This window comes from Afipia massiliensis, assembly GCF_014203115.1.
In the GTDB taxonomy this organism is placed as follows: domain Bacteria; phylum Pseudomonadota; class Alphaproteobacteria; order Rhizobiales; family Xanthobacteraceae; genus Afipia; species Afipia massiliensis.
Genome location: NZ_JACHIJ010000003.1, coordinates 261809 through 276269, shown reverse-complemented (window position 1 = coordinate 276269; position 14461 = coordinate 261809). Strand labels below are relative to the sequence as shown.

Annotated in this window: 15 protein-coding genes; 7 read left to right on the top strand and 8 right to left on the bottom strand. The window is 62.6% G+C overall.

Annotated elements, in window-relative coordinates:
* Positions 1 to 20 precede the first annotated feature (20 nt).
* Both HNQ36_RS10860 and HNQ36_RS10855 read left to right on the top strand, forming a co-directional pair.
* A complete protein-coding gene (locus HNQ36_RS10860; RefSeq protein WP_184084719.1) occupies positions 21 to 239 on the top strand; it encodes a hypothetical protein in 219 nt (72 codons plus the stop codon).
* On the top strand, positions 236 to 1099 hold the full coding sequence (locus HNQ36_RS10855) for an SDR family NAD(P)-dependent oxidoreductase (protein ID WP_184084716.1): 864 nt from the start codon (positions 236 to 238) through the stop codon (positions 1097 to 1099). The genes HNQ36_RS10860 and HNQ36_RS10855 overlap by 4 nt, the downstream gene beginning before the upstream one ends.
* A gap of 77 nt (positions 1100 to 1176) precedes the next feature.
* On the opposite strand, the gene HNQ36_RS10850 is transcribed toward HNQ36_RS10855, so the two are convergent.
* The 5 genes from HNQ36_RS10850 to HNQ36_RS10830 form a co-directional block, all read right to left on the bottom strand.
* Complete coding sequence (locus HNQ36_RS10850) at positions 1177 to 3453, bottom strand: xanthine dehydrogenase family protein molybdopterin-binding subunit (protein WP_184084713.1); 2277 nt, start codon at positions 3451 to 3453, stop codon at positions 1177 to 1179.
* Positions 3450 to 3941: a (2Fe-2S)-binding protein gene (locus HNQ36_RS10845; RefSeq protein ID WP_184084710.1), complete on the bottom strand. Its 492-nt coding sequence runs from the start codon at positions 3939 to 3941 to the stop codon at positions 3450 to 3452. The genes HNQ36_RS10850 and HNQ36_RS10845 overlap by 4 nt, the downstream gene beginning before the upstream one ends.
* 204 nt (positions 3942 to 4145) lie before the next feature.
* The gene (locus HNQ36_RS10840) at positions 4146 to 5063 is read right to left on the bottom strand and encodes a DMT family transporter (RefSeq protein ID WP_184084707.1); all 918 of its coding nucleotides are present in this window, start codon (positions 5061 to 5063) and stop codon (positions 4146 to 4148) included.
* A gap of 75 nt (positions 5064 to 5138) precedes the next feature.
* Complete coding sequence (locus HNQ36_RS10835) at positions 5139 to 5483, bottom strand: AtuA-related protein (RefSeq protein WP_184084705.1); 345 nt, start codon at positions 5481 to 5483, stop codon at positions 5139 to 5141.
* A 3-nt stretch (positions 5484 to 5486) separates the two neighbouring features.
* Positions 5487 to 6839, bottom strand: coding sequence for an acyclic terpene utilization AtuA family protein (locus HNQ36_RS10830; RefSeq protein ID WP_184085919.1), 1353 nt, complete (start codon positions 6837 to 6839; stop codon positions 5487 to 5489).
* 73 nt (positions 6840 to 6912) lie between these two features.
* On the opposite strand from HNQ36_RS10830, the gene HNQ36_RS10825 reads away from it, so the two are divergent.
* Complete coding sequence (locus HNQ36_RS10825; protein WP_184084702.1) at positions 6913 to 7242, top strand: hypothetical protein; 330 nt, start codon at positions 6913 to 6915, stop codon at positions 7240 to 7242.
* A 53-nt stretch (positions 7243 to 7295) separates the two neighbouring features.
* Entirely contained in the window at positions 7296 to 7967 is a 672-nt protein-coding gene (locus HNQ36_RS10820; protein WP_184084699.1) for a dienelactone hydrolase family protein, read from the top strand.
* A 7-nt stretch (positions 7968 to 7974) separates the two neighbouring features.
* On the opposite strand, the gene HNQ36_RS10815 is transcribed toward HNQ36_RS10820, so the two are convergent.
* The 3 genes from HNQ36_RS10815 to HNQ36_RS10805 form a co-directional block, all read right to left on the bottom strand.
* Positions 7975 to 8541 (bottom strand): polysaccharide biosynthesis/export family protein, encoded by a 567-nt coding sequence (locus tag HNQ36_RS10815; protein WP_046828337.1) that lies wholly within the window; start codon positions 8539 to 8541, stop codon positions 7975 to 7977.
* Positions 8542 to 8624: 83 nt separating this feature from the next.
* A complete protein-coding gene (gene msrA, locus HNQ36_RS10810; protein ID WP_184084696.1) occupies positions 8625 to 9278 on the bottom strand; it encodes a peptide-methionine (S)-S-oxide reductase MsrA in 654 nt (217 codons plus the stop codon).
* Positions 9279 to 9438: 160 nt separating this feature from the next.
* Positions 9439 to 9756, bottom strand: a complete 318-nt coding sequence (locus HNQ36_RS10805; protein WP_046828335.1) for a hypothetical protein — start codon at positions 9754 to 9756, stop codon at positions 9439 to 9441.
* A gap of 312 nt (positions 9757 to 10068) precedes the next feature.
* On the opposite strand from HNQ36_RS10805, the gene rpsT reads away from it, so the two are divergent.
* From rpsT to dnaN, 3 genes are all read left to right on the top strand, one after another.
* Positions 10069 to 10335 carry a 30S ribosomal protein S20 gene (gene rpsT / locus HNQ36_RS10800; RefSeq protein WP_046828334.1) on the top strand — a complete coding sequence of 89 codons (267 nt, stop codon included), beginning with the start codon at positions 10069 to 10071 and terminating at the stop codon, positions 10333 to 10335.
* Positions 10336 to 11512: 1177 nt separating this feature from the next.
* On the top strand, positions 11513 to 12982 hold the full coding sequence (gene dnaA / locus HNQ36_RS10795; protein WP_430641362.1) for a chromosomal replication initiator protein DnaA: 1470 nt from the start codon (positions 11513 to 11515) through the stop codon (positions 12980 to 12982).
* Between the two features lie 269 nt (positions 12983 to 13251).
* Positions 13252 to 14370 carry a DNA polymerase III subunit beta gene (dnaN, locus tag HNQ36_RS10790; protein WP_184084693.1) on the top strand — a complete coding sequence of 373 codons (1119 nt, stop codon included), beginning with the start codon at positions 13252 to 13254 and terminating at the stop codon, positions 14368 to 14370.
* Positions 14371 to 14461: the final 91 nt, after the last annotated feature.

The window sequence follows — 14461 nt, the reverse complement described above, 5'->3', positions numbered from 1 at the left end:
CCGTCATACAAGGGGTTGGCATGCGCAAGGTCATCGAATTCGACGAGGGGACCTATCAGGCCCTGGTGCAACTCGGACGAGACCGGATGGCGACGCTGCAGGAACTCGCCGATGAATCCTTCGCCGACCTCCTGAAAAAGCACGGCGTGCCGAAGGACCTGCGGGAGGCGCTGCGCAGAAGCGCACAGGCTCCTGCTGCTCCTGCGAAGCGCAAAAAGAAAACCATCCGCAAGAAATGACACGCAGTTCGGACAGATCTGCCTTCGCCGGTCCCGTTCTCATTACCGGATGCTCCAGCGGTGTCGGCCGTGCGGCGGCGACAATTTTTCGCGCGTCGGGCTTTGAGACGTTCGCCACTGCGCGCGATCCCTCGACGCTCGACGACCTGCGTGCCCTCGGCTGCCGCACACTGGCACTCGACGTCACCGACGAGAATGCCCGGCGCGCGGCGGTGGACGCCATCGAACGGGAATTTGGCGCGGTCGGAATTCTCGTCAACAATGCCGGCTATGGCCAGTACGGTCCGCTGGAGGAGATTTCGCTCGACGCGCTGCGGCGGCAATTCGAGACCAACGTGTTTGGCGGCTTGCGGCTGTCGCAGCTGGTGCTGCCTGCGATGCGGCGCGCCGGGCGTGGACGGATCGTCAACGTGAGTTCGGTGGCGGGACGTGTCAGTTCGATCGGCGGCGGCGCCTATCACGCCACCAAGTTCGCCATCGAAGCACTGACCGACGCGCTGCGTCCGGAGGTCGAACCGTTCGGCATCGATGTCGCGAATGTCCTGCCCGGACCGATCGCCACCCGGTTCGAGGCGACGCTTCTCAAAAACATTCCCGATACCGGCCCGCAAAGCCCGTACACGTATTTCAAGCAGCGCCTTGCCGAGCGCATGCACAATTTTCTGAACCCGCAGAAATTCGGCGTGATGTCAGCGGAGACCGTCGCGCGCGTTGTGTTCAAGGCCGCGACGGCGAGACGTCCAAGGACCCGCTACAGCGTGGGCTTCATCGCGCATCTCGGCCCGATCGGCCGCGCCCTGACGCCCGACCGCGTGGTGGATGTCATGACGCGGCGGAAGGTGCCGGTCGAAAGGAAATAGGGCCTCGACTTCGTCAACGAAACCGGAGGCATCTCGCGATGCCTCCGGTTATCTTGTCGCATTGCGTCAAGCTGCGATTACGCCTTCTTCATGCCGGCCTTCACCGCATCCGCTGTGATCGGCAGTGATCGCACACGCGCACCGACTGCATTGTAGATGGCGTTGGCGAGCGCTGGCGCCACCACGGTCACCGCGGGTTCGCCGACGCCGGTGGCGGGTTCGCCATTGGCGATGATGGCGAGCGCCACCTCCGGGACCTGACTCATTCGCATCGGCGTGTAGGTGTCGAAGTTGGTCTGCTCGATCGCGCCATCCTTCATGGTGGCCTTCTCGAACAGCGCCAGCGACATGCCCCACAGCGCCGCACCCTCGACCTGGGCGCGGATGCCGTCCGGGTTCACCTGCGTGCCGACATCGGTGGCGACGGTGAGCTTCTTCACCTTGACCTCGCCGCTGTCGTTCACCGCGACATGGGCGACACAGGCCGTCCAGCTCGCGGTGGCCCGTTCCTGCGACGACACGCAGGCGACGCCCATGCCCTCGCCCTTGGGCAGCTTCTTGGTGCCGTAACCGGCAAGGCCCATTGCCGCGAGCAGCGTGTTGCGCAGCCGCTGCGCGCCACCGGCATTAGCGCCGGCGCCGTCGAGCAGGTCGATGCGGAATTGCGCCGGGTCTTTCCCCGAAGCTACCGCCAGTTCATCAAGCATGCTTTCCACCGCCCAGAAGGTCCAGCCGGGCGCGACCGAGCGCAACTGGCCCGACGGCGTGGCCGACTGCGCCATCTCGTTGATGATGGCGCGGACGTTGTGGTTGGGCACGGTGTAGAAGAAGTCCGCACCGTTCACGGTGAAGGCATCGAGCGCGCCCTTCTTCTCGACATCCGGCGAGAGGAACGCCGGAATGCCCCAGCGCTTGGTCGGCCAGGCGCTGACCACGTCATGATTGAACGCCACCAGCTTGCCGCTGTCGTCGAGGCCGGCCTTGATCTTCTGGAAGGTCAAGGGACGCGAGAAGTCCATGATGGTGTCGTCCTCGCGCGAGTAGATCACCTTCACCGGCTTGCCGACGGCTTTTGCCGCAAGCACCGCCGGAATCATCATGTCGCCGTCGAGACGCCGGCCGAAGCCGCCGCCGAGCCAGGCCTGATGCATGACGATGAATTTGGGATCGATGCCCAGCGCCCCGGCCGCGATCGCCCCCGAGCGGGTGGCGAACTGATTGCCGGAATACAGATGCCAGATGTCGCCCTTCTGCTCTGCGGTCGCGTTCATCGGCTCCATCGGCGCATGGATGTTGATGTTGGTGGTGTACTCCGCCTCCATCACCTTCGACGCCTTGCCGAGTGCTTCCGCCGTGTCACCGTTCTTGACGAAGAACAGCCCGGAGGCGTTGTCGGCCTGCAGCCGCTTCGCTTCCGCCAGCAAGGATTCGCTGGACACCTTGGCATTCGGCCCATTGTCATAAGTGACCTTGAGCGCGTCCGCTGCCTTCTTGGCGTTGGCGTAGGTGTTGGCCACGGCCACCACCCAGCCGGTGGTGGTGCCGGTCTTGTCCTCAAGCGTCACGGCCTTGATGAAGCCCGGCACCTTCTTTGCCGCGGAGTCATCGACCGACTTCACCGTTGCGCCGTAGCGCACCGGCGGCATCACGATCTTGCCGTAGACCATGCCGGGCAGGAACGTATCGATACCGTACTTCGCGGTGCCGTTGGTCTTCGACGGAATGTCGAGCTGCGGGATCGACTGCCCGACCAGCGTGTACTGATCCGGCGTCTTGAGCTTGAGCGCCTTGAGCTCGTCCGCCGTGAACGTCTTGGTCGCCTTGCCGCCTTTCACGATTTCCGCGAACGTCAGCGACTTCTTCGACTTCGGATGCGAGATTCGAGAGTCGCGAACCACGAGTTCGCCCGCCGGCACGCCCATCATGGCGGCGGCAGCCTCGGTCAACGCGGTGCGGCCCGCGGCGCCCGCGCGGCTCATGGCGTCGAAGTTCATCATGGTGCTCCAGGAGCCGCCCGTGATCTGCGCGCCGAGAACCGGATCGTTGTACTTCGGATCGTTGGAGGCGAGCTTGACCCGCATGTCCTTCCAGTTCGCGCCGAGTTCTTCGGCCACAAGCTGCGCCATGGTCGAGGCGATGTGCTGCCCCATGTCGGCCTTGCCGCAAGTCACGGTGACGAGTCCGTCCGGCGCGATCGAATACCACACGCTCGGATCGAAGCTTGCGGGCGCGGCCAGCGCGCTGCTTCCGGGCACCGATGCGAAGCCGAGCGCAAGGCCCGCGGCGGACGTGCCGACAATGAACGAGCGGCGGCTGAGATCGGTCGATGAATTGACCTTGAGGTGCTTGTTCATGTTGCTCTCCGATCCGCTGGCGCGTTTGACGCGGTGCGCATGTCGGCGGCGGCCCGCATGATCGCCTTTTGAATCCGCGAATAGGTCATGCAGCGGCACAGGTTGCCGTCCATATGCGCGACCACCTCGTCCCTGGTCGGATTGGTGTTCTTGGCGAGCAGCGACGCCGCCTGCATGATCTGGCCGGACTGGCAGTAACCGCATTGCGGCACCTGCTCGAGAATCCAGGCCTTCTGCAGGGGATGATCGCCCTTGGCGCTCAAGCCTTCGATGGTGGTGATCTTCTTGCCGGCGACCTCGCTGAGCGCGGTCTGGCACGAACGCACCGCTTCACCGTTGACGTGAACCGTGCACGCGCCGCAAAGCCCTGCGCCGCAGCCGAATTTCGTCCCGGTCATCTGGAGTTGTTCGCGGATAACCCATAGCAGCGGCGTATCGCCCGCCGCGTCGACGGACATATTGCGTCCGTTAATGCTGAGAGTGGGCATCGTTTCTTCCCCTGCCGGCGCACGACATCGCTTACGGCGATGACTCACTTCGAGGTCGATGCCCGCCACGCACCGGGTCGATGACGGGCGCCGCGGAGAATGATCGGCTTTTTTGCCGCAGGCAACGCAAATTAGAATCGGTCAAAACAAAATGAATTATCGCGCAGTGCAGCGACGTCCTTGTGCGACGCAGAAACAGGAAACTTAACTACGCGGCGGAGCCTTACGCTGCGGGACTGTCATCGCCGCAATCCCGGCAACGACGCAAACCAGACCGATCCAGACTGTGGGCGACAGCGTTTCGCCCAGAAATACAACGCCGAGGCCGACACCGAGCGGCACGCGCAGGTAAGCCTGCGCGGTCGTGCCGACCGATCCCAATGTCTGGATCAGCCGGAAATAGATCACGAAGGCGAGCGCGGTCGAAAACACCGCGAGCGCGATCAGGGCCGCGACGGACGCCGCCGATGGTGTGAGCGTCCATGGCCGGTCGACGATGAGGCTAAGCGGCGTCAGCATGATCGCGCCGCAGATCATCGACCCCGCCGCCGGCACCATCGAATCGAGCCCGTTGAAGTTGCGTCCGAACAGCGCGGCGGCGCCGAACAGGACCGCGGACAGAACCAGCGCAAGCTGTGCGATGACATCCTGTCCCAATCCGTTCAATGCATCGACGCCTACGACAAGACAGATTCCGGCGAGACCCGCCGCAACGCCAAACGACTGGCGCAGGGTCGGACGCTCATGGCGGACAAACAGCAGCGCCAGCAGAAACGCGAAAATCGGCGCGTTCGAGCCCAGGATGGTGGCAAGACCCGCGCCGACATGCTGTTCCGCGTACGCGATCAGCGTGAAGGGAATCACGCTGTTGAGACAGGCCTGAATCATGAACCGCCGCCACACCGCAGGATCGCGCGGCATGGCGATACCACGCAGCCACATGATCGTCAGCAGGATGGCCCCTGCAATGAACGTACGCGCGGCGATCAGGGTCAGTGGCGGAATGGTCTCTACACCGATCTTGACCAGCGTGTAGGCCGCGCCCCACAGCGTCGCCAGCAGCAACAGCAATGCAAGATTGGTCGCGTTATGCTGCCGGGGGGTCTCGATTGCGATGGTCATGTCGTGCCGCCGGCTTCCTGTTCGCGGCGACGTTGACACGCCGGCGCAGTGCTTTGTTTCGATGCGGGTCGAAGTTTATCCGCCGCGCAGCAGATTGGAGTATTGGTCCGGCACCTCGATCTCGAAACCGAGGATCGCCGCCGACAGCGCCTTGCCATAGTTGTCGAGGCTGAGGCTGCGCGACACCCCGCCGCCGAGTGCTCCCTCCGCCACGAAATTCAGCGCCGCCAGATTATCGGCCTCATACCGCGTGACCTCGCCCTTGATCGCGCCGCGATAGAACGCCTTGAACCGCGCGGCGGTCAGTTGCGCTTTCAGCAAGGGATAGAATTCGTCGCAATAGGCGATCACCGCAATGTTCGAGGTGTTGCCCTTGTCGCCGGACCGGACATGCGCCACGCGTTCCAGTTTGATCCGCATGTGTCAGCTCTCATACCAGGTTATGACGGGGGCGACCTTCTCGCGCGGCACCAATGTCGACCACACGCCAATGATCTCACGGGCGCGGTCCTGATGCGGCACCCGCTTGCCGGTCATCCCGACGCCCGACACCGCCATGCCGTCGATCTCGCGCCCGACTTTCAGGGCTTCCTCGCGGGTTTCGGTCCGCGCCGCGACCCGCACCGCCACTTCATAAGGCTCCGGCGCATCCGGCGGACTGGCTTCGCCGTGGATGGCGTTGAGCCCGAGAAAATCGATACGCAGGTCGTCCGCCTTGAGACCGACGATGCGAAAGCGCTCTTGCAGAATCTGTTTCGCAAGTTGCGCACGGCGCAGCGCGCCCGGGCCGGCGTAGAAGAACATGTCCTCGCCGATGAAGCCTTCCATGCAGCCCATCGAGACTTTCAGCGTGGCCGTGCGCGGCTTGCCGCCAATATTTGTCACGCGCATGCGGTCGGGGGCCACCTGCTCAAGTGCCGCGGTGGTGAAATCGACCACCACGTCCGGCGTGATGTAGTTCGCCGGATCGTGCACCTCGTAGAGCATCTGCTCCTTGACCGTCATGGCGTTGATCGCGCCGCCGGTGCCCGCGACTTTCGCGATCACCGCAGAACCGTCGCTTTCGACCTCGGCAATAGGAAAGGCCAGATCCCACGGCGTCGGCACATCCTTGAAACCCGGATCGGCGAAATAGCCGCCGGTGACCTGCGCGCCGCATTCCAGCAGATGCCCGAGGCCGCTGCCCGCGCCAAGCTTGGCGAAATCATCCGCGCGCCAGCCGAATTCATGCATCATCGGCGCCAGAAACAGCGACGGGTCCGCAACGCGGCCGGTGATGACAATGTCGGCGCCCTGTCGCAGGGCCTCGACGATGGGCTCAGCGCCGAGATACGCCTCTGCCGAAATGATCTCGGATGCAATGGAAGCGACCGGCGCGCCGTTTTCCAGAATGGTGCCACCAAGCGCAGCAATGCGATCGGTGATGAGGCTGCCGGAAACCGCAGCGACCTTCTTTCCCTTTGCGCCATGGTCGCGCAGAAGTTCAACGATGCGTTGGGCCGCGCCGTCCGGATTGATCCAGCCCTGATTGCTGATGATTTTCGTGCCGCGTTTCAGACAACCTGGCAGCACCGCCTTCATGCGGTCGTCGAGATAGGTGTCATATCCGGGGAACGACGGATCGCGCCGCTTCCGCACCTGCGCGGCTGAGACGGTCGCCTCCGCCATGGTCTCGAAACAGAGATAATCGAGGTCGCCTTGCTCGGCGCTGAGTTTCGCCGGCTCAATGCGGTCACCCCACCACGCCGATCCCGCACCTATCCGCAAACTCGACAAAAGTTGATCCTTCCCCGGCGTTTCATTGGTCTTTCGGCTTGCCTTGCTCGGCAAATCGAAGAACACTTTGATCATGAAACTAGTGGTCTTCGCTTCGCTTGTCGCCCTCACTCTGGCGCATACGCCTGTGCGTGCAGGGCAGTTGCCGCCCTCCCCGTTCACCACCACGCTGTCCAATCACACGCCACTGGTGTTCGGCATGAGCGCCGAGGACGCGGCCGACGCGCTCGGGCAGCCGCTGAGCTATGTGAGCGGGCGGCCCGGCAACGAAATCTTTCTGGTGATCCGCAATGTCGGCGGCAGCCGCTGGTCGTTCCGCGACGATCCGCTCTATCTCCAGTTCCGCGGTGGCCGCCTCACCGGCTGGAAAGCCGACTGGAGCCGCAACTGGATGTGGCGATAAGTCTGCATCCTCTTCGCCGTAGCATTCCCGATATCTGATGGAAGGACGTCCGCATGGGACAGACGATCACGTTGACCGCCTCGGATGGATTCAAGCTCGGCGCCTATCGCGCCGACCCAGCCGCTCCGCCCAAAGCCGCGATTGTCGTGATTCAGGAAATCTTCGGGGTCAATTCGCACATCCGCAACATCTGCGACCGGCTGGCGAACAAGGGTTATGTCGCGATCGCACCCGCGATCTTCGATCACATCGAGCCGGATTTTCAGTCGGGCTATTCGCCCGATGAAGTGGCGGTGGCGCGCAAATTCGTCGCCAACCCGGACTGGCCGGCGATGCTGCGCGACACGCAGGCGGCCATCGACACAGTGAAAGATGTGGGGCCGGTCGGCGTCATCGGCTTCTGTCTCGGCGGCAGCATCACCTATGCCGCAGCGACCAAGCTTTCTGGCCTAACCGCCGCGGTCGGCTACTATGGCGGCGCGATCGTGCGGTTCGCCGACGACAAGCCCACCGTACCGACCCAACTTCATTTCGGCGAGAAGGACACCGGCATCCCGCTCGCCGATGTCGAGACGATCAAGGCGAAGCGGCCGGAGGTCGAGGTTTTTATCTATCCCGGCGCGCAGCACGGTTTCGGCTGCGACGAGCGCGCCAGCTACGACAAGGCGAGTTCAGATCTCGCCTGGCAGCGTAGTCTCGCGTTCTTCAGCAAGAAATTGAAATAGAGGCGCCTCAGAACCACCGCTCGCCGACAACGACAGTATCACCGGGCCTGAGGAATGTGCCGGGCGGCACAACCGCCTGCGCGGCCCCGCCTTCGCCGACACGGGTCAGCCGGATGGCATTGCGTTGCGCGCGCGGCGTGAAACCGCCGGCAATGGCCACCGCACTCTCCGCGGTCATGTTCGGCACGTAGGGATATTGTCCGGGAGCGGCGACTTCACCGAGGATGAAGAACGGGCGATAGCTCTCGACCTCCGCGGCCACGAAAGGCTCGCGCAGATAGCCCTTCTTCAGCCGCGCCGTGACCGCCGCTGCGAGTTCAGCCGGCGTCAGACCGCGCGCGGGCACCGACCCGATCAGCGGCATGGTGATCGATCCACTCGCGCCGACAGCATAAGTGTTGGTGAGGCCTTCCTGGCCGTAAACGACAATGCGCAGCCTGTCTCCGGCATCAAGCCGATACGGCTCATCGACGGGTGCATAGCCGGTCGTCACGGACGCAGACGTCTGCATGCAGCCCGACAGCGCGAGCGCAGTGACAACGACAGCGATCAGCGACCATCGCGACGCACGCATAAAACGCTCCGGACCTGTCCTCTGAATGAGAGACAGGCCCGGTTTGCGGCATGTATGGTTAACAAAGGGTAAGCGCGGCTAAATCAGGCGCTGACACCCACTCCAATCGGGCAGGACACGCCGGTTCCACCGAGACCGCAGTAGCCGGCGGGATTCTTCGCCAGATATTGCTGGTGGTAGTCCTCGGCAAAATAGAACTCACCAGCCGGTTTGATCTCGGTGGTGATCGAGCCGTACCGCTTGGCGCTGAGCGCCTTGTTGTAGGCATCCTTCGAGGCCAGCACCGCCTTCATCTGCGCGTCGCTGGTGGTATAGATCGCCGAGCGATACTGCGTGCCGATGTCGTTGCCCTGACGCATGCCCTGGGTCGGGTCGTGGCTCTCCCAGAATGTCTTCAGCAGGGCGTCGTAAGACACCTTCTTTGGATCGAACACCACCAGCACCGCTTCGGTGTGGCCGGTACGGCCCGAACAGGTCTCTTCATAAGTGGGGTTCGGCGTCGAACCGCCGGCATAGCCGACCGCGGTGACGTAAACGCCGTCCTTTTCCCAGAACTTGCGCTCGGCGCCCCAGAAACAGCCAAGGCCAAACACCGCGGTCTCAAGGCCTTCCGGATAGGGGCCTTTCAGCGGATGGCCGTTGACGAAATGCGTTCTGGCGGTCGGCAGCGGGGCCGCACGGCCGGGCAGGGCTTCGGCGGCGCTCGGCAGATCGAGAGGTTTGCGGGAGAAGAACATGGCTTGCTCCTTTAAGGGTTCGCTTCACACTATATAGCTCCCTGTACGCCGCCCGCGTCAGGACGTTACGCACCAATCGCTCATCATATGTCCGGCATCGGCTCTTGAAATTCCGGAGATCGCGTTCGCGAATGTCATTTGCTGGACGAACCTCCGCCGCTCAATTCCGCGAATAGCCGATCAACGGCTTGCTGGGCCGGAACAGCAGCATCAGCAGGATGCCCAGAATGCCCATCACGGCCCAGGCCGGCTGGTTGAGCAGCAGCTTCATCACGCTGTTCCAGAGCAGCGGCGAGACGCCCTCGACCATGGCCTGAAACGACTGCTGGCTGGCCTGATTGATGTCGTTCCACAACTCACCAAGCCGCGTGATCCGCAGCGTCTGGTCGGCAATGGTCCGGGCCCCGTCGTAAACCAGCGACAGGAAGCCGATAACCAACAGAAACAGCCCGATCAGACGAAAAAACCCACGGATCATCGTTCACCCCCTATATTTCAGTCACTTCGCCGAGACCCGGCAGGGACCCCTAAACGGTCCCGATTGGGCCAAAATAGGCCCGGAAATCGTTGACGGTGCAGGCCAGTATCCCTATAAGAGCCCCGACTGGCGGCGGGCGCAATCCTGCCGCCGATGTTCTTTAAGAGCGTGTTGTTTAAGCAAGCTCTTTGGAAAGAACATTTTCAGGAACACCCGATTTTCACCCAGCATCGGCCGAACGGTCGATATCGATCACGCAGCTGGCTCACTATGACAGCCGCAGACTGACCGACCGAGAGAAACCGAGAGACCATGGCCAATACCACCTCTGCCAAAAAAGCGACGCGCAAGATTGCCCGCCGTACCCTCGTCAACAAGTCGCGCCGCACCCAGATGCGCGGTTCGGTTCGCAACGTCGAGGACGCCATCAAGAAGGGCGACCGCGCCGCGGCGCTCGAAGCGATGAAGCAGGCCGAGCCGGATCTTATGCAGGCCGCGCAGCGCAACATCATTCACAAGAACAACGCGAGCCGGAAGGTGTCGCGCCTGACGCATCAGATCGCCAAGCTCGCGAAGTAAGTTCCGCAGCAAGCAATCTGAAAAAGCTGACTGTCAAAAAAGCCCGGTCGACGCCGGGCTTTTTCTTTGCCGTCGCTTCATCGTTCGCCGACACTCTTCTTCGCGATCCGATCGGCGGCACGTAGACACCGCAGCACGTGCACATGCGAACAGCATATGCCGCGCTTTCGGTCTTTTGAAAAAGCAAGTGCGCGAGCGCGCCGACTTCAAAATCCCGACAGGGGTTACCCTGTTCTGCCGATCACAAAAAAACCCATTTGACGAAGACCTTATCGGCATAGCGTGCGGTAGCACTTCGAAAACGCAGGTGCCGCCTGATGAATCTTAAATTATTTATGAACGATGTTTTGGCGATCGGCCGATTTGTGACAGTTGTCCGACTTCTCGAATCTACGCACAGATTCAAAACCTTGCCGTTTCGTCATGAAGACGGCCCCGTTTCGCATCGGCGGCAAGTCGCGCTTTGAGCGCACGATGCGAAATCAATTCCGTTGCGAGCCGCCGCGCCTCGTGTATTTCTTATTACGTCACGTCGTCCACGGCTCTTCTGATCAGCGCGGTTTGAGAACCTTGGACGGGCATGCAAGTCAGGACAGTCTGCAAGCTAGCGACGCTTTCCAAGCGATGGTCGGATCCTAACTCACGTGGTTTGTGAGGCAGGTCCCCTGTGTGAAAATTCTCCACCGCGGCCGGGTCACTCCGGACCCCGGATCAAAAGTGAGAAGCCGCACAGAGGAAAACATCCACCGGCTTCGAAAGACAGGGGACAGGGTTGGACGGGCAAGACGAAGCGGGTTGAAGTCTGATCGATCAGCGGATCGGACGAACAAAAGATTTGAACAGATCAAGGCGACAACAACTTGCCGTGAATTTCTCGCGGCAGGAGGGGGAATTTCTATGTCCAGCAGCCAGAGCCGGCAGAACAACTTTGCAGCATTTATTTCCAGCGATGTTGTTTCAGTGAACGCGCCAGCTGCCCCCTGCGGTCCGCCAGTCCAGCACAGTACGCGCTAACGCCACACGCGCCCTCCCTCCCGACCCAGCGATGCCACGCGGCGATCAGCGCCGAACGGCGGAGCGTCTGAGGACGACGGAAGGAGCGCATGTCGGCGGGCGGCCCACTCATTTCTCGGCGACCAGCGCCGGATCACACATCAACCAGAAGATCAGAACGCAAATGACAATCTCGGCAGAAACAATCTCAACGAACCTCGGACTGGCAGACGTCGAACGCGATCAGTGGGCCCGATTCAAGGGACGGCTCCGGACCAACGTCGGCGAAGATTTCTACACCAGCTGGTTCGCGCGCATGGACCTCGAGCGCATCCATGACGACTGCGTCCACATGACGGTGCCGACCAAGTTCCTCAAGAGCTGGATCCAGGCGCACTATGCCGACCGCGTGCTGAGCTGCTGGCAGTCGGAAGCACCGAGCGTCAAGCGCATCGAGATCACGGTGCGCACCGCCATGCGCTGTGCCGCTCCCGTCAAGGACGCGAAAGCGCCGCAGGACGAACGCCGCGTCGACAGCAACCAGAACCGGCCCGCGCCCGAGTTGCGCAATACCGCCACCGCGCCGGTCTCCGCCAGCCACGAGGCGCTCGGCGGCTCGCCGCTCGATCCGCGTCTGACATTTGCGACCTTCGTCATGGGCCGTTCCAACACGCTGGCGCATGCCGCCGCCCGTCAGGTCGCCGAAGGCCGCCGCGGCGACAGCGTGATGTTCAACCCGCTCTATATTCATGCCGGTGTGGGCCTCGGCAAAACCCATCTGCTGCAGGCGGTGACCTGGGCCGGGAATTCCAATCCCGACCGCAAGGTGCTGTATCTCACCGCCGAGAAATTCATGTACGGCTTCGTCGCCGCTCTGAAATCGCAGACAGCGCTTGCCTTCAAGGAAGCGCTGCGTGGCATCGACGTGCTGGTGATCGACGACCTGCAGTTCCTGCAGGGCAAATCGACCCAGTCGGAATTCTGCCATACGCTGAATGCGCTGATCGACGCCGGCCGTCAGGTCGTGATCGCCGCCGACCGGCCGCCGTCCGATCTCGAAAGCCTCGACGACCGGGTGCGCTCGCGCCTCGCCGGTGGCCTCGTGGTCGAGATGGGATCGCTCGGCGAAGAGCTGCGGCTCGAAATCCTGAAGTCGCGTGTCTCCGCGGCGAAGGCGCATCACGCCACCTTCGACGTGCCGATGCCTGTCTTGGAGTATCTTGCCAAGACCATCACCCATAACGGCCGCGACCTCGAAGGCGCGATCAACCGCCTGCTGGCGCACTCGAAGCTCAACGCCACCGCGGTGACGCTGGAAATGGCCGAGCGCGAAGTGCGCGATCTGGTCCGGCCGATGGAGCCGAAGCGGGTCAAGATCGAGGACATCCAGCGCGTGGTGGCCCGGCAGTACAATGTCAGCCGCTCGGATCTGTTGTCATCGCGCCGGACCGCCAATGTGGTTCGCCCGCGTCAGGTCGCGATGTATCTCGCCAAGACGCTGACGCTGCGCTCGCTGCCCGAAATCGGACGCCGGTTCGGCGGCCGCGACCACACCACGGTTCTGCATGCCGTCCGCAAGATCGAGGCGCTGGTCTCCAAGGATCTCACCCTGTCCGACGAGGTCGAACTGCTGAAGCGCCAGCTGCAGGAGTGATCCAGTCCACAGGGCTTGGAAAAGCTGAGATAACAAAGGGGGAAAGCCGCTTCCAAGCGGCCCCTACCCTTGCGCTTCGCGCCCAACCGCGTCACCTTACGGTCCCCCGAGACCCCGGCGAAACCTCCGTTTCGTCAGGGCCGCGGGTTTCAGTCGCCGGCGCGCGCTCACCAGCCGCCCGGCACCTCCAATAACGATGTGGACTCGTCCGGATCTGCGGACTTGCTCCGGGACTTGAAAGTCCAGACTTGGGATCGGGCGGAATTGTCATGAAGGTTACCGTCGAGCGCGCGCTACTCCTGAAATCACTCAGCCACGTTCATCGCGTGGTCGAACGCCGCAACACCATTCCGATCCTCGGCAACGTGCTGATCCGCGCCGACAAGTCGCGCCTCAGCCTGAAGGCCACCGACCTCGATCTCGAAGTGACCGAAACACTGGCCGCCGAGACCGGCACCGGCGGATCGATCACCGTCCCAGCGCACATGTTCTACGACATCGTCCGCAAGCTGCCCGACGGGTCGCAGATCGTTCTCGAGGGCGATGGCGACAGATCTGTCCTCGCGATCCGCGCCGGACGCTCGCGCTTCACGCTGCAGACGCTGCCGGAAAGCGACTTTCCCGACCTTGCCGCCGGCGACATGACTCACTCATTCACGCTGGCCGCGGCCGACATGAAGCGGCTGATCGATCGCACCCAGTTCGCGATCTCCACCGAAGAGACCCGCTACTATCTCAACGGCATCTATCTGCACGCCGCCGGCAGCGCCAAGGAAGCGACACTGCGCGCAGTGGCGACCGACGGCCACAGGCTGGCGCAGGTCGATCTGCCGCTGCCGAAGAGCGCCGAGGGCATGCCCGGCGTCATCGTGCCGCGCAAGACCGTCGGCGAGGTGCAGCGCCTGATCGAAGACAACGAGGCAGAACTCAAGATCGAGCTGTCGCAGGGCAAGATCCGCTTCACCATCGGCGACGTCGTGCTGACCTCGAAACTGATCGACGGCACCTTCCCGGACTACGGCCGCGTCATTCCGCAGAACAACGACAAGGAACTGATCGTCGACAAAAAGGATTTCGAGGCCGCGGTGGACCGCGTCTCGACGATTTCCAGCGAGCGCGGCCGCGCCGTGAAACTCGCGCTGTCCGCCGGCAAGCTGGTCTTGTCCGTGACCAATCCGGACTCGGGAAGTGCGACGGAAGAACTCGAAGTCGAATATGCATCCGATCCGCTCGATATCGGCTTCAACTCGCGCTACCTGCTCGACATCGCGGCACAGATCGAAGGTGAAGTCGCCGTGCTGCGCCTGGCCGATCCCGGTTCGCCGACGCTGGTGCAGGACAAGGATTCCAAGGGTGCGCTTTACGTCCTGATGCCGATGCGGGTGTAGGATACCGTTTCTACCTTTGGAAACTAAACGTCGTTAACGTCCTAAAAAGATTGAACATCTAAGTTTACACCCGGTTCGGGGCTGACGGCTG